Source organism: Pseudovibrio denitrificans JCM 12308 (assembly GCF_001310815.1).
Taxonomy (GTDB): Bacteria; Pseudomonadota; Alphaproteobacteria; order Rhizobiales; family Stappiaceae; genus Pseudovibrio; species Pseudovibrio denitrificans.
The window spans coordinates 1-21641 of the sequence record NZ_BAZK01000026.1 but is presented as its reverse complement, the minus strand read 5'-3'; the positions used below and the strand labels follow the sequence as shown (position 1 = coordinate 21641).

The 21641-nt window shown below is 52.5% G+C and carries 18 protein-coding genes and 3 pseudogenes; all 21 read right to left on the bottom strand.

Annotation, left to right across the window (positions count from 1 at the left end; genetic code table 11):
• Nucleotides 1–7: 7 nt before the first annotated feature.
• Nucleotides 8–1333, bottom strand: a complete 1326-nt coding sequence (gene proS, locus JCM12308_RS23715; protein ID WP_014285943.1) for a proline--tRNA ligase — start codon at nt 1331–1333, stop codon at nt 8–10.
• A 681-nt stretch (nt 1334–2014) separates the two neighbouring features.
• Nucleotides 2015–2293: a DUF1467 family protein gene (locus JCM12308_RS23710; RefSeq protein WP_008546849.1), complete on the bottom strand. Its 279-nt coding sequence runs from the start codon at nt 2291–2293 to the stop codon at nt 2015–2017.
• A gap of 148 nt (nt 2294–2441) precedes the next feature.
• On the bottom strand, nt 2442–2846 hold the full coding sequence (gene mce / locus JCM12308_RS23705) for a methylmalonyl-CoA epimerase (RefSeq protein WP_008547081.1): 405 nt from the start codon (nt 2844–2846) through the stop codon (nt 2442–2444).
• Nucleotides 2847–2976: 130 nt separating this feature from the next.
• On the bottom strand, nt 2977–4644 hold the full coding sequence (locus JCM12308_RS23700) for a ribonuclease J (RefSeq protein ID WP_054785279.1): 1668 nt from the start codon (nt 4642–4644) through the stop codon (nt 2977–2979).
• Nucleotides 4645–4776: 132 nt separating this feature from the next.
• A complete protein-coding gene (locus JCM12308_RS23695; protein ID WP_054785301.1) occupies nt 4777–5553 on the bottom strand; it encodes a biotin--[acetyl-CoA-carboxylase] ligase in 777 nt (258 codons plus the stop codon).
• 7 nt (nt 5554–5560) lie between these two features.
• Nucleotides 5561–7003: an NADH-quinone oxidoreductase subunit NuoN gene (gene nuoN, locus JCM12308_RS23690; protein WP_054785278.1), complete on the bottom strand. Its 1443-nt coding sequence runs from the start codon at nt 7001–7003 to the stop codon at nt 5561–5563.
• An 18-nt stretch (nt 7004–7021) separates the two neighbouring features.
• Nucleotides 7022–8548, bottom strand: a complete 1527-nt coding sequence (locus JCM12308_RS23685) for an NADH-quinone oxidoreductase subunit M (protein WP_008546553.1) — start codon at nt 8546–8548, stop codon at nt 7022–7024.
• Nucleotides 8548–10526 (bottom strand): annotated as a pseudogene (nuoL, locus tag JCM12308_RS23680) (NADH-quinone oxidoreductase subunit L). The gene JCM12308_RS23685 and the pseudogene nuoL overlap by 1 nt, the downstream one beginning before the upstream one ends.
• Before the next feature lie 7 nt (nt 10527–10533).
• Nucleotides 10534–10842 (bottom strand): NADH-quinone oxidoreductase subunit NuoK, encoded by a 309-nt coding sequence (gene nuoK, locus JCM12308_RS23675; protein ID WP_008546212.1) that lies wholly within the window; start codon nt 10840–10842, stop codon nt 10534–10536.
• Between the two features lie 111 nt (nt 10843–10953).
• A pseudogene (locus tag JCM12308_RS23670) lies at nt 10954–11567 on the bottom strand (NADH-quinone oxidoreductase subunit J).
• Between the two features lie 75 nt (nt 11568–11642).
• On the bottom strand, nt 11643–12131 hold the full coding sequence (nuoI, locus tag JCM12308_RS23665; protein ID WP_014285948.1) for an NADH-quinone oxidoreductase subunit NuoI: 489 nt from the start codon (nt 12129–12131) through the stop codon (nt 11643–11645).
• A 122-nt stretch (nt 12132–12253) separates the two neighbouring features.
• Entirely contained in the window at nt 12254–12490 is a 237-nt protein-coding gene (locus JCM12308_RS23660; RefSeq protein ID WP_054785277.1) for a hypothetical protein, read from the bottom strand.
• A pseudogene (nuoH, locus tag JCM12308_RS23655) lies at nt 12487–13517 on the bottom strand (NADH-quinone oxidoreductase subunit NuoH). The gene JCM12308_RS23660 and the pseudogene nuoH overlap by 4 nt, the downstream one beginning before the upstream one ends.
• A 55-nt stretch (nt 13518–13572) precedes the next feature.
• Entirely contained in the window at nt 13573–15669 is a 2097-nt protein-coding gene (nuoG, locus tag JCM12308_RS23650) for an NADH-quinone oxidoreductase subunit NuoG (protein ID WP_054785276.1), read from the bottom strand.
• Nucleotides 15666–16016, bottom strand: a complete 351-nt coding sequence (locus JCM12308_RS23645; RefSeq protein WP_054785275.1) for a pentapeptide repeat-containing protein — start codon at nt 16014–16016, stop codon at nt 15666–15668. Before JCM12308_RS23645 ends, nuoG begins: the two co-directional genes overlap by 4 nt.
• 3 nt (nt 16017–16019) lie before the next feature.
• Entirely contained in the window at nt 16020–17321 is a 1302-nt protein-coding gene (nuoF, locus tag JCM12308_RS23640) for an NADH-quinone oxidoreductase subunit NuoF (RefSeq protein ID WP_008546776.1), read from the bottom strand.
• Nucleotides 17322–17324: 3 nt separating this feature from the next.
• Entirely contained in the window at nt 17325–18125 is an 801-nt protein-coding gene (nuoE, locus tag JCM12308_RS23635) for an NADH-quinone oxidoreductase subunit NuoE (protein WP_054785274.1), read from the bottom strand.
• Entirely contained in the window at nt 18125–19309 is a 1185-nt protein-coding gene (locus JCM12308_RS23630) for an NADH-quinone oxidoreductase subunit D (protein ID WP_008546642.1), read from the bottom strand. The genes nuoE and JCM12308_RS23630 overlap by 1 nt, the downstream gene beginning before the upstream one ends.
• Nucleotides 19310–19323: 14 nt before the next feature.
• On the bottom strand, nt 19324–19926 hold the full coding sequence (locus JCM12308_RS23625) for an NADH-quinone oxidoreductase subunit C (RefSeq protein WP_008546747.1): 603 nt from the start codon (nt 19924–19926) through the stop codon (nt 19324–19326).
• A 99-nt stretch (nt 19927–20025) separates the two neighbouring features.
• Entirely contained in the window at nt 20026–20610 is a 585-nt protein-coding gene (locus tag JCM12308_RS23620; RefSeq protein ID WP_008546978.1) for a NuoB/complex I 20 kDa subunit family protein, read from the bottom strand.
• Nucleotides 20601–20966 (bottom strand): NADH-quinone oxidoreductase subunit A, encoded by a 366-nt coding sequence (locus tag JCM12308_RS23615; RefSeq protein WP_008547103.1) that lies wholly within the window; start codon nt 20964–20966, stop codon nt 20601–20603. The genes JCM12308_RS23620 and JCM12308_RS23615 overlap by 10 nt, the downstream gene beginning before the upstream one ends.
• Nucleotides 20967–21641 lie beyond the last annotated feature (675 nt).

Here is a 21641-nt window from a genome sequence, read left to right as displayed (position 1 = left end):
GCTAATATCAACCTTTTAAGGCAGAAATCAGTTTGTTGACAGCCGCTTCCGGGGTCAACATTTCGCGATCACCGGTTGCACGGTCTTTCACTTCCACTTCACCGGTCTTCAGACCACGTGGGCCAACAACCAGCTGATAAGGCAGACCAATCAGGTCCATGCTCGCAAATTTCTGGCCTGCACTGGTCTTGCGGTCATCATAAAGAACCTCAACGCCAGCTTTTTCCAGCTCAGCATAAACGCTCTCACAAACCTCATCACACTCAGAACCGGCTTTCATGTTGATCAGACCAACATGGAACGGCGCAACTTCTTTCGGCCAGATAATGCCATCATCATCATGACAGGCTTCGATGATCGCACCCAGCAAACGGGAAACACCAATGCCATAAGAACCCATCTGAACAGGCACTTCCTTGCCTTCAGCGGTCATCACCTTCGCGCCCATTGGCTCAGAATACTTGGTGCCGAAGTGGAAGATGTGGCCAACCTCAATACCGCGTGCAGACACTTTCTTGTCTTCTGCAACAGCACCAAACGCAGCTTCATCGTGCATCTCGTCAGTCGCAGCGTAAGGAGTGGTCCACTGCTCGATGATACCGGAAAGATCACCATCAAAATCAGTGTCTTCACCTGGAATTGGCAGATCCAGAATGTCTTTATCCAGGAACACTTCACTCTCACCGGTAGACGCCAGCACGATAAACTCGTGAGATAGATCACCACCGATTGGGCCAGTGTCCGCTTTCATAGGAATAGCTGTCAGACCCATGCGCGCGAAGGTACGCAGGTACGCCACGAACATACGGCGATACGCTTCAGTTGAACGCTCTTTGTCCAGATCGAAAGAGTAAGCGTCCTTCATCAGGAACTCACGACCACGCATCACACCAAAACGAGGACGCACTTCATCGCGGAACTTCCACTGAATGTGATAAAGGTTCAGCGGCAGATCCTTGTAGGAGCGCACGTAAGAACGGAAGATGTCCGTGATCATCTCTTCGTTGGTTGGGCCAAAGAGCATTTCACGCTCATGACGGTCCTCAATGCGCAGCATCTCTTTGCCATACGCATCGTAACGGCCACTTTCACGCCACAGATCAGCTGGCTGAATGGTTGGCATGAGCAGTTGGACCGCACCTGAGCGGTTCTGCTCTTCTTCAACAATACGTTGAATCTTGTTCAGCACACGGTGGCCAAGCGGCAGCCATGCATAAATCCCGGCTGACTGCTGACGGATCATACCAGCACGCAACATCAGGCGGTGCGATACAATCTCGGCTTCTTTCGGAGTTTCCTTCAAAATAGGCAGGAAATATCGGGACAAACGCATTAGTTTAACTCTTCAGTTTTTAAGGCTAGCAAGCTTAGGTTCACCACCAAGCTTCTCTTCTATGCCTTCTTAGCAAGCAGAACGCTCGTTGTAACTGCCAACATGCTATATGCCAATTTTCTAAGAGACATTTCCCCATGCACGCGGCTTTTGGCCCACCCTTGCTGCTGCAGTGCACAGGATTTCCCAAAAATTATAGCTAAAATTTTAGGCAAGCAAAAAATTGCGGCGAATTGATACAAAATGATGACAAACAACTGTGATTACGCTAGTGTCTGTCCAACAACAAAAACAGCACCCTTAAGCGGTGTTGCAAGGTATCGCGATCTTTAGTCTTGGGAGGAAGGTTCTCGGGCGCCGTTATGGTTGCAGCCGGCACTCTACGCAAGTGCAAAGAGAACATTTAGACGCGGAACTCGTTCTAATAGCAAGGCTTCGGCCTTGCTTTTTTTTCGCCGTTTTCTGCCGTTTCCACTCAGTGAAACCTACTCAGCATAACCGCAGGCACACCGTAAATACGCAGAGCCGCCTGCGCGCATGACGTTATAGTCACCTCATCACAAACTGACCTGCCCCTGAAACGCAAAAAGCGATTCCGTAGAATCGCTCAGCATTCGTATTGATGGGGTATGTCTGTAACTCTCTGATTTTGCGCCACACATTTGATGTGCAAAAGCAAAATCAGGACGGGGCATTGCCCATAAACTGATCAACCAGTGGAAACAGCTGCGCTCCAAGACCAGATTCCAGGAACCAATAGACCCCGGCAAACACGATGGTCGTGACGATGGTATTGATGATCACCTTCTTCAGCAGCTGCGGGTTCTTGGGAGCACTCTCGGTCGTACCGGGAATAACTTCACCCTCTTCCGCTTGCGTGCGCACCCCAAACGGCAAAATGGCCAGAAACAAAATCCACCACATCATGAAATAGAGTGCAACGAGTAGCGGCGTAGCCATAAATCTGCTCCAGGAGTTTCTTGTTGTGTCTGCGGCTGGTCACTTATATCACAAAGCAACCAGCTAACTAGATAGTTCTACCTACAAGAAATAGACGCAGGCCGAAAGACATCCAGCTTTCGCAAACCACAAGTCTTTCAAAGCAGCCTTAAGCCTGTTCCAGCTCGGTCAACGTGCCGAGGAAGTCTTTTGGATGCAGGAACAGAACTGGCTTGCCGTGCGCCCCGATCTTTGGCTCACCATCACCAAGAATACGCGCACCATTCGCCACCAACTGATCACGCGCAGCAATGATGTCGTCCACCTCGTAGCAAATGTGGTGAATACCGCCCTGAGTATTGCGCTCCAGAAACTTGTTGATCGGAGAATTCTCGCCAAGAGGCTCCAGCAGCTCGATCTTAGTGTTTGGAAGTTCAACAAACACAGTAGAAACGCCGTGGTCTGGCTGCGCAACTTTGTCAGACACAATGCCACCAAGGGTATCACGATACACCTTCAGCGCCTCTTCCATATCCAACACAGCAATCGCAACGTGGTTTAGTCGTCCAATCATGGCGGTCCTCCCAATAACTCTTTGCTCTAAGGAACAGATTTCCCACGCAAAGTCCATTGGATCAAAAGTCAAAGGCCGCAGTTGATGCCCTCACCTGCGGCCTTCAAAATCTCAAATTGCACTCAGCAAATCAGACGCGTTGCACCAGCGCTTTGCAAAGTGGCTTCTTGCCCCAATGCTCCACAACCGCATAACGCCCTGCCCGGCGCGCCGCTTCGCGAACCAGTTCAACATCACGGCGACGGCTCTTCGGAATGGAAATCACAGCACCATAAACCGCATCACGAACAGCGTCCTCAAACGGTGTACCATCCTCAGTCTCATCCGGCATGCCAAACAACACCACATCAATGTCACCCAGCAACTCACCACGACCATCAAGGATGAGCGAAACCGTCACGCAGCCGCCATAAGAAAGTTTGCGGCGCTCTTGCACGCCGGTCTCTTCCGGTGCAGCCACCAGACGACCATCGCGAACAAGGATACCAGCCGGCGCTTCATCAATAACCTTAAGCCCACCCGGATGCAGACGAACCATGTCGCCATCACGGATGATCTTGACGTCTTTCACGCCTTTGCTCTCGGCAAAGTCCTTATGGCACTGCAAATGCAGCGGTTCGCCGTGAACCGGCAGAACCTTCTTCGGGCGCACAAGGTTATAAACCTGATCCAGCTCACCACGTCGTGGATGCCCAGAAACGTGCACCAATGCATCACGGTCTGTCACCACCTGAAGACCTTGCTGGGTCAACTGGTTGATGATGCCGTAAACAGCCTTTTCATTACCCGGAATGGTACGACTGGAGAAGATAACCATATCGCCAGCTGACAAACCAATCAGGCGATGCTGATCACCTGCGATACGCGCCATTGCAGCACGCGCTTCACCCTGAGAACCAGTGCACAGCGCCACAACCTTATCACGCGGCAAAGAGCCATAGGTCTCTTCATCACGGAATGGAGCCAAACCATCAAGGTATCCAAGGTCGCGGGCAATCTCGACAGTTCGCTGCATGGACCGGCCAATCACCACAATCTCACGTTCCGCAGCCATCGCCGCTTCCGCCACCGCACGCATACGTGCAACGTTGGAGGCAAACGTGGTCACAGCCACACGGTTTGGCGCTTCTTTGATGATGCGGGTCAGCTCTTCCTTCACATCCGCTTCACTCGGGCTCACCCCATCACGGACCGCGTTGGTGCTGTCGCACACGAAAACATCAACGCCTTCATCGCCCAGCTCACGCAAACGCTGCAGGTCAATTGCTTTGCCTACACCCGGTGTCAGATCGATCTTCCAGTCACCGGAATGCAGAACCAGTTGTCCGCCGATACGGATAGCCAAAGCACACGGCTCCGGGATCGAGTGGGTCATGGTCACCAGCTCAATATCAAAGATACCGGCTTTGAACCGGTCCCCTTGATTAACAACTGTCACTGGAATTTGGTAATCCGCTCCATCACCAATCAGCTTGGCTTCCAGAAGGCGTGCAGTAAACGGTGTGGCATAGACCGGTAGTTCAAGGCGTTTCCAAAGATAGGTCAGCGCACCATAGTGGTCTTCATGCGCGTGGGTAATGACAATCCCGTCAATGCGGGAGCGCTCTTCTTCCAGAAACCGAATATCTGGAAGAACCAGATCCACACCCGGCATTTCAGGACCGGCAAAGGACACACCAAAATCAACGATCAGCCAGCGACGATCATCCTCAGGTCCATATCCATAAAGACCGAGGTTCATACCAATTTCGCCAACACCGCCCAAAGGCAGGAACACGAGCTCTTCAGTGCTCGACATCTAAGACTCCTTCAAAGCATGCTCTGAAAAATGGTCCCGGTTACGGAACAAGAACACGCTGATAAACTCTATGTCCTGTCAGACGTGTGGCTTCATCACTTCAAAAGCCAGCACCACGTGCTTTGCACGTCGTCAGGAAAAGAAAACATCACCGGCTGTTACCAGCCGCTCGCCGCCATGATCCAATTTCACGATCAGTCGGCCCATTTGATCGATATCTATAAAGACACCGGAAAATTCTTCATTGCTTAGGCGAACGCGGATTGGTTTCCCACGCCCCACGGCGCGCCGCAACCATGCAGATCTGATCTCCTCAAACCCACTGGCCGCCTTCCACGTTTCCAGCCATCGTGCGAAGCTTTGCGCAAGTGCATCAAACACCTGGCTCGGGTCGCACATGTACCCCATGCTGCGCAAATCCGTAACAGCATAATCACCAAGATCTGGGTGATGAGACACGTTGACGCCAAAACCGCACACAAGGCACAGCTCACCATTAGGCCCACTTTCGCTCTCAAGCAAGATGCCAGAGACCTTTTGTCCGTCAATGAGCACATCGTTGGGCCACTTCAGCTGCGCCAGATTATGCGCGCCAGTTGCCCGCTCAATGGCTTCACCAAGCGCAAGAGCCGCAACGAATGGCAGCTGAACGATCTTCTCATTCTGAACATCCACGCGCAGCAAAACAGAAGCGAACAGATTGCCCGCTTCTGATGTCCACTCACGCCCACGACGTCCTCTACCAGTCACCTGAATGTCGGAGCGCACCCACAGATTACCGGGATGTCCGTCCCGCGCCTTTTGCAGGCCGTAGGTGTTGGTGGAACCGATTTGATCGTAGTGCTCAAAACAAAAGCCCGGCGCTGAGCGCACCGGGCCTTCGTCTTTTAATTGTCCAAGGTTCATCATCGATGCACTAGAACAGAACGCCAGCTGCGTTGGCAGCAGCATTCATGATTGGCTCTGGCATGATGAAGAACAGTCCGACAACCGCACTGGAAAGACCCAGCACAATTTTCATTTCACCGGACATTGGCAAGAACTCACCTGTCGCATCATCAAAGAACATGACCTTGATCACACGCAGGTAATAGTAAGCAGCCACAACGCTGGTCACCAGACCGATCACGACCAGTGGAGCAAGACCAGCGTCCATCGCAGCGATGAACACGTAGAACTTACCGAAGAAGCCGATGAGCGGAGGCAGACCAGTCAGAGAGAACATGATCACAGCCAGCAGCACAGCCATTGGCAGGTTGGTCTTGGAAAGACCAGCCAGATCAGAAATCTCTTCAACCATGCCTTCCTTGCGGCGCATGGACAGGATGCAGGCAAACGCACCCAGTGTCATGGCAAGGTAAGCGGTCATGAAGACGATCAGACCATGTACACCAGCCTCGGTACCAGCTGCCAGACCTACCAGCGCGTAACCCATGTTACCGATGGAAGAGTAAGCCATCAGACGTTTGATGTTCTTCTGGCCAATCGCAGCGAACGCACCAAGCGCCATGGAAGCAATTGCGATGAACACAACGATCTGCTGCCAGTCAGTGGTCACATCACCCAGCGCTTCGATCAATACGCGGATCAGCATACCAAACGCAGCAATCTTAGGCGCTGCCGCAAAGAAGGCAGTCACTGGAGTTGGCGCACCCTCATACACATCCGGGGTCCACATGTGGAATGGAACCGCAGAGATCTTGAAGGCAATACCTGCCAGCATGAACACGATACCGAACACCAGACCAAGAGACGCGCGCTCTTCAGTCAGAGCAGCCGCGATGCCGACAAAGTCAGTGTGACCGGTAAAGCCGTAGATGAAGGACATACCGTAAAGCAGCATACCGGAAGACAACGCACCAAGGACGAAGTACTTCAGGCCAGCCTCTGTGGAACGCACAGAGTCACGGTTGATCGAGGCGACCACGTAAAGCGCCAGAGACTGCAGTTCAACACCCAGATACATAGAGATCAGGTCATTGGCAGAAAGCATCAGCATCATACCAACAGTCGCGATCACGATGAGGATTGGATACTCGAAGCGGTCAAAGTTCTGAGAACGGGCATAAGCAACGGACATTGCAATGGCAAAGCCGGAACCGATCAGCACCAGTACCTTCATGTACTGGGAGAACGCGTCCTGAATGAAAGCGCCATTGAAAGTGGTGCCGTAATGCGGGCTCACCAGCAGGATCAGACCTGCAACAGTGAGCAACGCAACGCAGATACCCGTTACCAGCGGAGTAGATTTCTCTCCACCAAATGCACCAACCATCAGCAGGACCATGGCACCGAGAACCAGAAGGATCTCAGGCATCACCGGCATCAGATCAGGAATTGCTAGAAGCTCAGCATTCATGAGTGCACAGCTCCCCTGTTAATGGCTGACAGCTGCAGCAGCGTGAGTGGCAATGCCACCTGCTTCTAGTGCAGCGTTGTAGTTTTCGATAAGGGCACCAACGGACGCGGACGTCACATCCAGCAGCGCTGCCGGATAAAACCCGAAGAAGATCGTCAGAATGATCAGCGGAGCCAGGATCAGCTTCTCACGGCCAGTCAGGTCCAGCATGGACTTGAGGCTTTCCTTCTCCAGCGCACCAAAGACGACGCGGCGGTAGAGGAACAGAGCGTAAGCAGCAGACAGGATCACGCCGGTTGCAGCAAAGAATGCAACCCATGTGTTCACCTGGAACACACCGATCATGGTCAGGAACTCACCCACAAAGCCGGCAGTACCTGGCAGACCAACGTTCGCCATGGTGAAGATCATGAACGCAACAGCATAACGCGGCATGTTGTTCACGAGGCCACCGTAAGCAGTGATCTGACGAGTATGCATGCGATCGTAGATAACACCAACACACAGGAACAGCGCGCCGGAGATCAGACCGTGTGCCAGCATCATGAAGATCGCACCTTCGATACCCTGCGCATTCGCAGAGAAGATACCCATAGTCACGAAGCCCATGTGAGCAACGGATGAGTAAGCGATCAGCTTCTTGATGTCTTCCTGAGCCAGCGCCACCAAAGAGGTGTAGATGATCGCCACAATGGAAAGTGTGAAGATCAACGGCGCGAACATGTCACTCGCAATCGGGAACATTGGCAAGGAGAAGCGCAGGAAGCCGTAACCACCCATTTTCAGGAGGATCGCCGCCAGCACAACAGAACCAGCAGTCGGTGCTTCCACGTGCGCATCCGGCAACCAGGTGTGAACCGGCCACATTGGCATCTTCACAGCAAAGCTTGCGAAGAATGCCAGCCACAGCCAGGTCTGCATCTGTGCAGGGAAATCGCTCTTATCAAGCAGTTCCACGATGTCCAGCGTACCAGCCTGCCAGTACATAGCCATGATAGCGGCCAGCATCAGCACGGAGCCGAGCAAAGTGTACAGGAAGAACTTGTAGCTTGCGTACACGCGGCGTGGACCACCCCAGACACCGATGATCAGGAACATCGGAATGAGGCCAGCCTCGAAGAATACGTAGAACAGAACCAGATCCAGCGCACAGAACACACCGATCATCAGTGTTTCCAGCACCAGGAAGGCGATCATGTATTCTTTCACGCGGTCCTGAACGCTTTCCCAGCTTGCCAGAATACAAAGTGGCATCAGGAAAGTGGTCAGAATGACGAACAGCATGGAAATGCCGTCCACACCCATGTGGTAGGTGAAGGTATCACCGAACCAGTCGTACTTCTCAACCATCTGGAAGCCTGGGTTCTCATTGGTGAACCCGCCCCAGATAAACAGGGAGACGATGAATGTGAAGGTCGTTGTAATCAGCGCAACACGCCGAATGTTTGTCTTCGCATCTGGATCATCACCCCGCACCAGTAGGATGAAAAGAACACCTACCAGCGGGAGAAATGTTGTGATGGAAAGGATGGACCAGTCGTTCATTAATGAACTCCCCCACCGGAGAACATGGCCAGGGTGACGAAGAAGGCAACCCCGATCAACATGGCGAATGCGTAGTGATAGATGTAGCCAGACTGCAGGCGAACAACCCAACCGGTAACCTGCTGAACGCGTGAGGCAACACCGTCAGGACCAAGTCCGTCGATAACTGTGCCATCACCACGCTTCCACAGGAAGCGGCCAAGTGCCATAGCAGGCTTCACAAACAGGAAGTCATAAAGCTCATCGAAGTACCACTTGTTCAGGAGGAACTTGTAAAGTGGCTGATGACGCTCTGCCAGAGCCTTCGGCATGTCTGGTTTTGCGATGTAGAATACGTAAGCGATGATGAAGCCGGCGATCATGCGAGTGTCGGAGACAATGCCACCAGCCAATGCACGTGGTGCATTTCTTCAATCACAGCAAGCTCACTGTTGGTACCGCCAAAGACGTCCTTCCAGAAGTGCGCATAGTCATGACCCATGAACGCTTCTTTGAAGGCCATACCAGCAAACAGTGCGCCGATGGACAGAAGAAGAAGCGGAACCAGCATAACCCATGGGCTCTCGTGGATGTGTTTCATCACATCAACGGAAGCTCGTGGTTTGCCGTGGAAGGTCATGAACACAAGACGCCAGCTGTAGAAGCTTGTCAGCAACGCAGCAAGGACAGTCGCCCAGAACGCGTAACCAGCGAAGATGTTATGGCCAACATAAGCAGCTTCAATGATCGCATCTTTGGAAACGAAACCTGCAGTACCGATACCGATGAACGGAATACCGAAACCTGTCAGCGCCAACGTACCAATCATCATGGTCCAGTAGGTCCATGGGATGTGCTTGCGCAGGCCGCCCATCTTACGCATGTCCTGCTCGTCGGAAACCGCATGGATAACGGAACCGGCGCAAAGGAACAGAAGCGCTTTAAAGAAGGCGTGTGTGAACAGGTGGAAGATTCCAACACCGAACGCGCCCACACCCAGAGCAACAAACATGTAACCCAGCTGGGAACAGGTGGAGTATGCAATCACGCGCTTGATGTCGTTCTGCACACAGCCAATGGTCGCTGCAAAGAAGGCGGTGGTCGCGCCGAAGAAGGTCACAACAGTCATCGCAGTTGGTGCCAGTTCAAAAATCGGCGCAAGACGCGCAACCATGAACACACCAGCTGTCACCATGGTCGCTGCGTGGATCAGCGCGGAAACAGGCGTTGGGCCTTCCATCGCATCCGGCAACCAGGTGTGAAGCAGGAACTGAGCTGATTTACCCATGGCACCCATGAACAGCAGCAGACAAACAACTGTCAGCGCAGGTTCAGCCATCAACTCATAACCCAGGAAGTTCAGCACAGGCTCTTTGTTCTCAAGAAGAGAAGGACCACTTGCGAAAATCGAGGTGAAGTCGATGGAGCCATACAGGTAGAAGACACCGAAGATACCCAGAGCGAAACCAAAGTCACCCACACGGTTGACGATGAACGCTTTCATCGCAGCCGCGTTAGCGGATGGTTTCTGGTACCAGAAGCCGATCAGCAGGTAAGATGCCAGACCAACGCCTTCCCAACCAAAGAACATCTGCAGCAGGTCATCAGCAGTGACCAGTGTCAGCATCGCAAAGGTGAAGAGCGAAAGGTAAGCAAAGAACCGCGGACGATGCGGATCGTGGTGCATGTACCCGATAGAGTAAATGTGAACCAGACAGGACACAGAGTTCACAACCACCAGCATCACTGCGGTGAGTGTATCCACGCGGATTGTCCAGTTAACCGAAAGATCCCCAGAGGTGATCCAGCGGAAAATGGTTATAAGCTGCGTGCTTTCTGAACCAAGCCCGTATTGAAAAAACACCACCCATGACAGAAGGGCTGCGACAATCATGAAGCCGCTGGTGATGTACTCGCTGGCTTTGACCCCAAGCCGATTGCCGAATAGCCCGACAATCAGGAAGCCAAGCAACGGCAGAAAAACGATTGCTGAAAACATCCGCCCCTCAGCCTTTCATCATATTGATGTCTTCCACGGCGATAGAGCCGCGGTTACGGAAGTAAACAACCAGAATAGCAAGACCAATGGCCGCCTCTGCTGCTGCAACGGTAAGAACCAGGAGCGCAAAGATCTGACCAACCATGTCCTGCATGAAGTAGGAAAATGCCACCAGGTTGATGTTAACTGCGAGCAGTAAGAGCTCGATAGACATCAGGATGACGATGACGTTCTTCCGGTTGAGGAAGATGCCAAAGATCCCGATGGTGAATAGGATCGCTGCGACCCCGAGATAATGCGCTAAGCCAATTTCCATGGGCGCCTCTCAGTGCTCCCCGTGTTCTATTCAAACTCCGGAGAAGGAACCTTCAGATGAAGGTCTTTTCTCCGGTACGAATTAATGGTGAAGACCCGTCAAAGACGGCTCTTACAAACCCTTGCCACTTTCAACCTTGACCACTTCAATCGCGGTCTCTGGACGACGGGCAACCTGCTCAGAGATATTCTGACGGCGTACGCCCGGCTTGTGACGAAGGGTCAAGACGATCGCACCGATCATTGCCACCAGCAGCACCAGACCAGCAACCTGGAACCAGTAAATGTAGCGGGTGTAAAGCAATTCACCGATAGCGGCGATATTCTGTGTCTGCTCGACAGGAGGTGTTGGGGCAGATCCCTCACCCAGCATGCCAGGAGCGATGTACCAGCCACTGACAACCATCAGCAGTTCAACCAGCAAAATCACACCAATCAGCGCGCCGATTGGCAGATACTGCAAGAACCCCTGACGCATCTCAGCAAAGTCAACATCCAGCATCATGACCACGAACAGGAACAGCACCATGACTGCACCCACGTAGACAACAACCAGAAGCATCGCCAGATACTCGGCACCAATCAGCACAAACAACCCGGCTGCATTAAAGAAGCACAGGATGAGGAACAGCACTGAGTGAACCGGATTGCGAGATGCAATCACCATGAAGCAGAGGCCACCGCAAGTGCGGCAAACAGATAGAAAAACAGGGCCTGCAAAACCATTTTTAGGTTGCCTTTGTCCTATTGTCTCGCCCGGTCAGTGCTAAGCCCCAACCGGACACAACCTACTCCCCCGCCTTAGCGGTACGGAGCATCCAATTCGATATTGCGAGCGATCTCACGCTCCCAACGCTCCCCATTCGCAAGCAGCTTGTCCTTATCGTAGAACAGCTCTTCTCGCGTCTCGGTCGCAAATTCAAAGTTCGGGCCTTCCACGATCGCATCAACCGGACACGCTTCCTGACAGAACCCGCAGTAAATGCACTTGGTCATGTCAATGTCGTAGCGGGTGGTACGGCGAGTACCGTCGTTACGACGTGGTCCAGCTTCAATCGTAATGGCCTGCGCAGGGCAGATCGCCTCACAAAGCTTACAAGCAATGCAGCGCTCTTCTCCGTTCGGATACCGGCGCAACGCGTGTTCGCCGCGAAAACGCGGACTTACCGGCCCCTTCTCAAAGGGATAGTTGATTGTCGGCTTCGGCTTGAAGAAGTAACGCATGGCAAGAAAAAACGCCGATACGAACTCCTTCAAAAGCAACGACTTTGCGGCCTGTCCCAGTCCCATAGCCTTTACAGCCCTTTCTTGATCGAACATGCCAGGGGCATGGAAGATCGATTACAATCCAAGAGAACCTGCGAACACTTCAAGGAAGTCATACAAGGTTCTCGTTACCCTTTCCTCTCGAATTAAGGAGCAATGCTAGCTCCGGCGAGATATCCGACAATCGGGATCCCGATTATCGTCAGGGTAAAAATGACTTTGCGGATCGTTGGTTCCGCCAGCTCAACCCAGCCTTTTTCGGTTGGGTTGCGCTCTCTTCCTTTGTTGATGGCTGCCTCCATAAATCCAAGAAGGAGACGGTAGTTCAGCCATCCAAGGTAAATTCCCATCACACCGCCGATCAAACCGGCGATGGAAATCATGCTCCAAATCCGCCGACCGGTGGAGTCCAGCCCATGAACATCAGCACGAACGCTACGATGAACACCATTGCCAGAGACAGCGGCAGGAAGACTTTCCAACCCAGACGCATCAGCTGGTCATAGCGGTAACGAGGTACCATGCTTTCGCCATGGAGATGAAGAAGAACACCAGCAGACACTTCAGCAGGAACCAGACAATGCCAGGAACCCAGGTGAATGGAGCGATGTCCAGCGGAGGCAGCCAGCCACCCATGAACAGGATGGTCATCAGACCACACATCAGGGAGATCGCCACGTACTCACCCAACATGAACATCATGTAAGGGGTAGAGCCATACTCAACCATGAAACCTGCAACCAGTTCGGATTCCGCTTCCGCAAGATCGAATGGAGGACGGTTTGTTTCAGCAAGAGCGGAAACAAAGAACACCACGAACATTGGGAACAGCGGCAGCCAGTACCAGTTCAGAATGGACAGCCACGGAACGCCCAGCACATGAGCAAGGCCGCGGGCCTGCTGTGCGTAAACGATCTCGGAAAGGTTCAGCGAACCAACGCAGAGCAGAACAGTCACAATCACGAAGCCGATAGACACTTCGTAAGAAACCATCTGTGCTGCAGAACGCAGAGCTGACAGGAACGGGTATTTGGAGTTGGAGGCCCAACCACCGATGATCACGCCATAAACTCCAAGGGAGCTGATCGCGAACACATAAAGAATACCCACGTTGATGTCTGCAATCACCCAGCCCTGCGCAACCGGAATAACGGCCCACGCAGCAAGGGAGAGAACCACTGTAATCAGCGGTGCAAACAAGAACAGGAACTTGTCAGATCCGGAAGGGATCATCGGCTCTTTCAAAACGAATTTCAAAAGATCTGCAAAACTCTGCAGCAAGCCCCAGGGGCCAACCACGTTAGGACCGCGACGGATCTGAACAGCAGCCCAGATCTTACGGTCAGCGTAAAGAATGTAAGCAACGATCAGCAGCAGTACGACCATCAGGAGCACGCTCTGGAAGAGCATGATGATCAGTGGCCAACCGTAATCCCAGAAAAAAGCTTCCATGCTCACCGTCCCCTTATTCCGCCGCCTCAGCTCGGCGCTGCATGGCAAGTGCAGAACACTCGGCCATCACCGCTGAAGCTCGGGCAATCGGGTTGGTTAGATAAAAATCACTGAATGCCTGCGCAAAACCGGCACCACTCATGTCACCACCGCGTGCAGCAAGCTTGGAAACATCCGAAGCCACACCGGTTGCAATGCAATTTACGTTCGCCATGTGAGGAACAGCTTCAACTAGAGCACCACGCAGCTGCGCAAAGCTGTTGAAAGCAAGCGGCTTACCAAGTGCACCGGAAAGCGCACGAATGATCGCCCAGTCCTCACGTGCATCACCTGGAGGGAATGCAGCGCGGTTAGCCAGTTGTACACGGCCTTCCAGGTTCACATAGGTACCTGGTTTCTCAGTGTAAGCAGCACCTGGCAGAATAACGTCAGCGCGGTGTGCACCGCGGTCACCGTGAGTACCGATGTAAACAACGAACGCATCACCGAAGGAAGACATGTCCAGTTCGTCTGCACCAAGCAGGAACACAACATCAACGTCGCCCTTGGCAGCTGCATCCTGAATGCCACCAGCATCCAGACCGCCCTCACCCGGAACAAATCCGATATCCAGACCACCAACGCGGCTCGCAGCAGTGTGCAGAACGTTAAAGCCGTTCCACTCATCACTCACAGCACCAATGCTCTCAGCCAGCTTTGCAGCGGCAGAAAGAACAGCAGCACCGTCTTCACGAGCGATTGCGCCTTCACCAACGATGATCATTGGCTTCTTCGCACCCTTCAGAACCTCTGCAAATGCATTCTTGCCAGAAGCAATCTCTGCCAGGGTGTCTGGGCCAGCGCCAAGATAGTCTACATCATAGGTCAGATCTGCAGGCTGGCCGATAAAGCCAATCTTCGCACCGCCGTGACGCCAAACCTTACGGATGCGGGCATTAAGAACTGGAGCTTCAACGCGCGGGTTGGCACCCACGAGAAGAATTACATCAGCGTCTTCAATACCTTCAACGGAAGAGTTAAACAGATATGTTGTACGGCCAAGAGATGGATCAAGCTGAGCGCCATCCTGACGGCAGTCCATATTTGCAGAGCCAATGCTCTCCATGAGAGCCTTCAGCGCAAACATGTCTTCAACAGAAGCAAGGTCACCAGCGATTGCAGCAGTCTTAGCACCGCCAGCCGCTTTCACCTTCGACGCAACCGCGTTCAGAGCATCAGTCCAGCTCGCAGGAGCCAGCTTACCGTTCTGCTTCGCATATGGGCGATCCAGACGCTGTGTCTTCAGACCATCCCAGATGAAACGGGTTTTGTCAGAGATCCATTCCTCGTTCACCTCTTCGTTGAGGCGAGGCATGATGCGCATGACTTCTTTACCGCGTGTGTCAACACGGATAGCGGAGCCAAGAGCGTCCATCACGTCGACGCTCTCTGTCTTCACCAGTTCCCATGGACGAGCGTTAAACTCGTATGGACGGGAAGTCAGAGCACCAACCGGGCAAAGGTCAATCACGTTGCCCTGCAGCTCGGAGGAAAGCGCTTCTTCAAGATAAGTGGTAATCTCGGCGTCTTCACCACGGCCAATCAGACCCAGCTCAGAAACACCTGCAACTTCGGTCGTGAAGCGAACACAACGGGTGCAGTGAATGCAGCGTGTCATGATCGTCTTAACAAGCGGACCGATGTATTTATTTTCAACTGCGCGCTTGTTTTCAGCAAAGCGCGAACTATCTACACCGTAAGCCATGGCCTGATCCTGAAGATCACACTCACCGCCTTGGTCACAGATAGGGCAGTCCAGCGGGTGGTTGATCAGGAGAAACTCCATCACACCTTCACGCGCTTTTTTCACCATTGGAGACTTTGTAAAGATCTCTGGTGGCTGGCCTTCTGGTCCCGGACGCAGATCGCGCACGCCCATTGCGCAAGAGGCAACCGGCTTTGGCGGTCCGCCTTTAACTTCCACAAGGCACATGCGGCAGTTGCCGGCTACGGAGAGCCGGTCATGAAAACAGAACCTTGGAATTTCCGCACCGGCCTCTTCACAGGCCTGCATAACGGTATATTCCGCAGGAACTTCGATTTCTTTGCCGTCGACGACAAGCTTAGTCATGCGTTGGCATCCTCACCCTTAGCTTCCTGGGCGCGATAGGCCTTAAGAAGCTCAGTCACTTCAATTCCATCGATGGTCATACCAAGAAGCCGGCAGCTTTTAATTTTAGCGCCAGCCAGATTGGCATTTTCAAGGATCAGCCCAGAAAGATTGACTTTCTCGACTGACCAACCCGAGAGATTTGCATCATGGATAGACCAGCCTGAGAGATTAACGTCGTTGATGCGGCCACCAGACAGGTTCACATTTTCAAAAGAGCAACCAGACAAGTTGCAATCTTCAAACCTGGAACCGGATAGATCGCTCTCGCTTACATCCAGACATTTTTTCTCTTGGCTGATCTTCATCCCTTACTCCGCAGCGATCTTGTCGGTCGGGGTACGATGCTTGGCAACGTACTGATCGATCCGGTCTTCAATCACAGGGCGGAAGTTTTTGATCAAACCCTGAATAGGCCACGCAGCCGCATCACCCAGCGCGCAGATCGTATGACCTTCCACCTGCTTGGTAACTTTGAACAGCATGTCAATTTCGTCGTAAGAGCTCTCGCCCTTGACCATCCGCTCCATCACGCGCCACATCCAGCCCGTACCTTCACGGCACGGCGTACACTGACCGCAGCTTTCGTGCTTGTAGAAGTAGGACAGACGGGCAATTGCTTTGATGATGTCGGTGGAGTTGTCCATCACGATCACCGCAGCTGTACCCAGCGAGGAGCCAACTTCACGCAGACCGTCAAAGTCCATCTTCGCATCACGGATGTCTTCACCCTTCACACAAGGAACAGAAGAACCACCCGGAATAACCGCCAGCAGATTGTCCCAGCCGCCGCGGATACCACCGCAGTGCTTTTCAATCAGCTCCTTGAAGGAAATGCCCATCGCTTCTTCAACGGTACATGGCTTGTTCACGTGTCCGGAAACACAGAACAGCTTGGTACCAGCGTTGTTTTCACGACCAATACCGGAGAACCATGCACCACCGCGCTTCAGAATAGTCGGCGCAACAGCAATGGATTCCACGTTGTTCACTGTGGTTGGGCAGCCGTAGATACCCATGTTCGCAGGGAACGGAGGCTTCAGACGCGGCTGACCTTTTTTACCTTCAAGGCTTTCCAGCAGTGCAGTTTCCTCACCGCAGATATAAGCCCCTGCACCGTGGTGCACGTAGATATCAAAGTCGTAGCCGTTCTTGTTGTTCTTGCCGATCAGGCCAGCATCATAAGCCTGATCAATCGCAGCCTGCAGGCGTTCACGCTCACGAATGAACTCACCGCGTACGTAGATGTAAGCCGCAATAGCACCCATCGCGAAACCAGCAAGCAGACAACCCTCAACCAGATGGTGAGGATCGTGACGCATGATTTCACGGTCTTTACAGGTGCCCGGCTCGGACTCATCCGCGTTGACCACGAGATAGGCCGGACGACCGTCGCTTTCCTTCGGCATGAAGGACCACTTCAGACCGGTAGGGAAGCCCGCACCACCACGACCACGAAGACCGGAGGTCTTCATTTCGTCGATGATCCAGTCACGACCTTTTTCAATGATTTCTTTGGTACCAGACCATGATCCGCGCTGACGGGCTCCTTCGAGCCCCCAATCATGCAGACCATAGATATTGGTGAAGATACGATCGGAATCGTTCAGCATCGCTTACCCCTCACCTTTCGCTTTGGCTTCCTGAGCCTTGCGGTGGCCTTCGATGAACTCCGCAACGCCAGCTTCAGCTGGGCGAGGAACACCGGTGTAACCAGCACCGCCAGTATTCAGAGCAGCACCTGCATGGTGTTTGGACGCAGCATCGGAACCGTCAACAATCATTGCTTCCTGAGGCGCACCTTTTGTGGTGTCTTCAATGTTCAGCAATGTGGTTGGGCCACCCTCTGGCGCCGCGAAGATGCGGTCAACACCCTGAGGGCCCGGCAGAACCGGCTTTCCGCCTGCGATGTCATCAAGAAGCTTCTCGAACTTCTCAACGTCCAGATCCTCATAGAAATCTTTGAAGATCTGCACCATTGGCGCATTCACACAAGCACCAAGGCACTCGACCTCTTCCCAGGAGAAGTTTCCATCTTCGGAAAGAGTGTGAGGTGTCTCAGAAATCTTGCTTTTACAAACTTTGATAAGCTCTTCAGAACCACGCAGCTGACATGGGGTCGTGCCACACACCTGAATGTGCGCTTTTTTGCCGACCGGCTGCAGCTGGAACATGGTGTAGAAGGTTGCCACTTCCAGAACACGGATGCGAGGCATATCGAGCATTTCAGAGATCACGCGGATCGCTGGCTCGGTCACCCAACCAACCTGTTCCTGAGCACGCCACAGAATAGGCACGACAGCAGATGCCTGACGTCCTTCCGGGTAACGCTCGATAACCTTTTTCGCCCACTCCAGGTTTTCTGGAGAGAACTCAAAAGACTCTGGCTGTTCGTGATGAAGACGACGCACTGACATTACCGGTCAATCTCCCCAAATACGATATCGATGGAACCGATGACAGCGGCAACGTCAGCCAACATATGGCCGCGGCACAGGTAGTCCAACGCCTGCAGGTGAGCAAAGCCAGGAGCCTTGATCTTGCAGCGGTAAGGCTTGTTGGTTCCATCAGAAACGAGATACACGCCGAATTCGCCTTTTGGCGCCTCAACGGCTGCATAAATCTCGCCCTCAGGAACTTTATAGCCTTCGGTGTAAAGCTTGAAGTGGTGGATCAGAGCTTCCATGGAGCGCTTCATTTCACCGCGCTTCGGTGGAACCACCTTACCATCAGTAGAAGAAACAGGACCTGTTTCCTTACCCAGCATCTCCAGACATTGCTTCATGATACGCACAGACTGGCGCATCTCGAACATGCGGATCAGGTAACGGTCATAACAGTCGCCGTTCTTGCCGATTGCGATGTCGAATTCCATTTCATCGTAGCACTCATAAGGCTGCGACTTACGCAAATCCCATTTCGCGCCGGAACCACGGACCATCACACCGGAGAAGCCCATTGCCCAGGCTTCATCAAGATCAACAACGCCGATATCAACGTTACGCTGCTTGAAGATACGGTTATCGGTCAGAAGACCTTCAATGTCGTCGAGAGTTTTGAGGAACGGATCACACCAGTTCCACATATCATCGAGCAGATCCTGTGGCAGATCCTGGTGAACACCACCCGGACGCACATAAGCTGCGTGCATACGCGCGCCACAACCACGCTCATAGAAACCCATGAGCTCTTCGCGAGGCTCAAAGCCCCACAGCGGCGGCGTCAACGCACCAACGTCCATCGCCTGCGTGGTCACGTTCAGCAAGTGTGACAGCAGACGTCCGATTTCGGAGTAAAGCACACGGATCAGCTGACCGCGCTTAGGCACTTCAATGCCCAGCAGGCGCTCAACAGCAAGAGCATACGCATGCTCCTGGTTCATCGGTGCCACATAGTCCAGACGATCGAAGTAAGGCACAGCCTGAAGATAGGTCTTGTGCTCGATCAGCTTTTCAGTACCCCGGTGCAACAGGCCGATATGCGGATCAACGCGAGTGACCACCTCACCATCCAGTTCCAGAACCAGACGAAGCACACCGTGCGCCGCAGGGTGCTGCGGACCAAAGTTAATATTAAAGTTTCGTACCTGAGCCTCAGCCATTCTCTACCCGTGCCTCAGTTCGATGCTTTTTCATCACCAGGAAGCACGTAGTCAGTGCCTTCCCATGGTGAGAGGAAATCAAAACTACGGAATTCCTGAGTAAGCTGCACAGGCTCATAAACAACACGCTTCTTGGTGTCGTCGTAACGAACCTCTACATAGCCTGTCAGAGGAAAATCCTTGCGAAGCGGGAAACCGTCAAAACCGTAGTCGGTCAGCAAGCGCCGCAGATCAGGGTTACCGGTGAACAGAATGCCGTACATGTCGTAGGCTTCACGTTCAAACCATTCAGCACCCTTGAAAATGGAAATCACAGACGGAACCGGAGTGGTTTCGTCTGTCTGAACCTTCACGCGGATACGCAGGTTCTGAACAGGGGAAAGCAGGTGGTACACAACGTCAAAACGTTTTTCCCGAGCCGGCCAGTCCACACCGCAAATATCAACCAATGCTATAAAACCGCACCGCGCGTCATCGCGCAGGAAACGCAGAACATTGATAATCTGGTCATGGGACACATTAAGAGTGAGATCGCCATAAGCAACCGACCAGCTCTCAACTTTGTCTCCAAGCGTTAGCTCGATAAATTCACCGAGTTCGCTAAGCGTCTCGTCCATTACCTTGTTTCCTATAGGTTGGACATCTCACAAATGGCAGGGAAACCCTTGCCAGCAATGTCGATAAGGCCGTGCACCCATCAGCGCACGACCTGTAAATCATCTTTCGATCGTACCCGTGCGACGGATCTTTTTCTGCAGCAGCAGCACACCGTAAAGCAGCGCTTCAGCAGTTGGAGGACAACCCGGCACATAGATGTCAACCGGAACAACCCGGTCACAACCGCGCACAACAGAATAGGAGTAGTGGTAGTAACCGCCGCCGTTCGCACAGGATCCCATGGAGATCACATAGCGAGGCTCTGGCATCTGGTCATAAACCTTGCGCAGCGCAGGTGCCATCTTGTTGGTCAGTGTACCTGCAACAATCATCACGTCAGACTGACGTGGAGAGCCACGAGGAGCAAAGCCGAAACGCTCTGCGTCATAACGCGGCATCGACATTTGCATCATTTCCACTGCACAACAGGCAAGACCAAACGTCATCCACATGAGAGAACCGGTACGTGCCCACTGGATCAGGCTTTCACTGGAAGTAACCAGAAAACCTTTGTCAGAAAGCTCGTTGTTCACATTCATGAAGAATGGATCATTCTCGCCCACCGGGCGACCTGTGTTGGGATCGATGATCCCTTTTGGAGCTTGAGAGACAAGAGGCTTGGAGCCGTCAGAGATCAATCCCATTCCAGCGCTCCCTTCTTCCATTCATAGATGAACCCAATCGTGAGCACGCCCAGGAAGATCATCATGGAGACGAAGCCGAACCAGCCCAGATCACCAAAGGCAACAGCCCATGGGAAGAGGAAAGCAACTTCGAGGTCAAAGATGATGAAGAGGATCGATACCAGATAAAACCGGATGTCGAATTTCATACGCGCGTCATCAAAGGCGTTGAAACCACACTCGTAAGCAGAGAGCTTTTCAGAATCCGGGTTCTTGAAAGCAACAATGAACGGGGCGATGAGAAGCGCGAGGCCAATAACGAGGGCAACACCGATAAAGACGACAATCGGGATGTACTCCCTGAGGAGGTCTTCCATTTGAATATCCGTCCCTGGACGTAACAGGTCATGCGACCAATAAAACTCTTGGTGCACTGCACACACTGCAGAAAGTAGGGCGTAAGGATAGGAAGGACACCCTAGGATCCGGTGTATCTAGTCGCACCGCAACGCACGATTAGCTTAGCCCCACAATCTGCGCAAGACCTTACAACGGAGTAAATCGGGTAGGAAAGAGTGCCTTACGCCACGAGAAGATCACATTCTCGTAAGGCGGGCACAAAAAAACCGCTAAAAACCTAGAGATATATATTATGAGTAAAATACTCATATTAAAATAGAAAAATGACGATTTCTAACAATTGCTTGGGAAAACTACTCAAGGCTTAAAATTAAACACTAAAACAGGCACAATTTCCTGCGTAGTTCCACGTAAATAGTCAAAATGTCTCAATTGAAGAGTCGCCCTTCAATACCCATGAGGTAGTGACACCGGTCTTCATTTTAAACACCTGCCTTAGAAAAATTTTTAGCTAAATCCGCAAAGCAACGCAGCTCCCCTGCCCTAAATGTAAGACAGCAAAATACCCTTAAATTACAATAATTAAAAACAATAGGGAAATAAAGGAAAGATCATTGGAAGCTGAGCCCAGATACACGAAAGCACGGTGCGCTATTCAAAGCGATCACCGTGCTTTTCGTAGTAAATGAAAG

Excerpts from the sequence above, each read along its gene's own strand:
- proS (WP_014285943.1), bottom strand. The coding sequence starts at position 1,333 with ATGCGTTTGTCCCGATATTTCCTGCCTATTTTGAAGGAAACTCCGAAA.
- JCM12308_RS23710 (WP_008546849.1), bottom strand. The coding sequence starts at position 2,293 with ATGGCTACGCCGCTACTCGTTGCACTCTATTTCATGATGTGGTGGATT.
- mce (WP_008547081.1), bottom strand. The coding sequence starts at position 2,846 with ATGATTGGACGACTAAACCACGTTGCGATTGCTGTGTTGGATATGGAA.
- JCM12308_RS23700 (WP_054785279.1), bottom strand. The coding sequence starts at position 4,644 with ATGTCGAGCACTGAAGAGCTCGTGTTCCTGCCTTTGGGCGGTGTTGGC.
- JCM12308_RS23695 (WP_054785301.1), bottom strand. The coding sequence starts at position 5,553 with ATGATGAACCTTGGACAATTAAAAGACGAAGGCCCGGTGCGCTCAGCG.
- nuoN (WP_054785278.1), bottom strand. The coding sequence starts at position 7,003 with ATGAATGCTGAGCTTCTAGCAATTCCTGATCTGATGCCGGTGATGCCT.
- JCM12308_RS23685 (WP_008546553.1), bottom strand. The coding sequence starts at position 8,548 with ATGAACGACTGGTCCATCCTTTCCATCACAACATTTCTCCCGCTGGTA.
- nuoK (WP_008546212.1), bottom strand. The coding sequence starts at position 10,842 with ATGGAAATTGGCTTAGCGCATTATCTCGGGGTCGCAGCGATCCTATTC.
- nuoI (WP_014285948.1), bottom strand. The coding sequence starts at position 12,131 with ATGGGACTGGGACAGGCCGCAAAGTCGTTGCTTTTGAAGGAGTTCGTA.
- JCM12308_RS23660 (WP_054785277.1), bottom strand. The coding sequence starts at position 12,490 with ATGATTTCCATCGCCGGTTTGATCGGCGGTGTGATGGGAATTTACCTT.
- nuoG (WP_054785276.1), bottom strand. The coding sequence starts at position 15,669 with ATGACTAAGCTTGTCGTCGACGGCAAAGAAATCGAAGTTCCTGCGGAA.
- JCM12308_RS23645 (WP_054785275.1), bottom strand. The coding sequence starts at position 16,016 with ATGAAGATCAGCCAAGAGAAAAAATGTCTGGATGTAAGCGAGAGCGAT.
- nuoF (WP_008546776.1), bottom strand. The coding sequence starts at position 17,321 with ATGCTGAACGATTCCGATCGTATCTTCACCAATATCTATGGTCTGCAT.
- nuoE (WP_054785274.1), bottom strand. The coding sequence starts at position 18,125 with ATGTCAGTGCGTCGTCTTCATCACGAACAGCCAGAGTCTTTTGAGTTC.
- JCM12308_RS23630 (WP_008546642.1), bottom strand. The coding sequence starts at position 19,309 with ATGGCTGAGGCTCAGGTACGAAACTTTAATATTAACTTTGGTCCGCAG.
- JCM12308_RS23625 (WP_008546747.1), bottom strand. The coding sequence starts at position 19,926 with ATGGACGAGACGCTTAGCGAACTCGGTGAATTTATCGAGCTAACGCTT.
- JCM12308_RS23620 (WP_008546978.1), bottom strand. The coding sequence starts at position 20,610 with ATGGGATTGATCTCTGACGGCTCCAAGCCTCTTGTCTCTCAAGCTCCA.
- JCM12308_RS23615 (WP_008547103.1), bottom strand. The coding sequence starts at position 20,966 with ATGGAAGACCTCCTCAGGGAGTACATCCCGATTGTCGTCTTTATCGGT.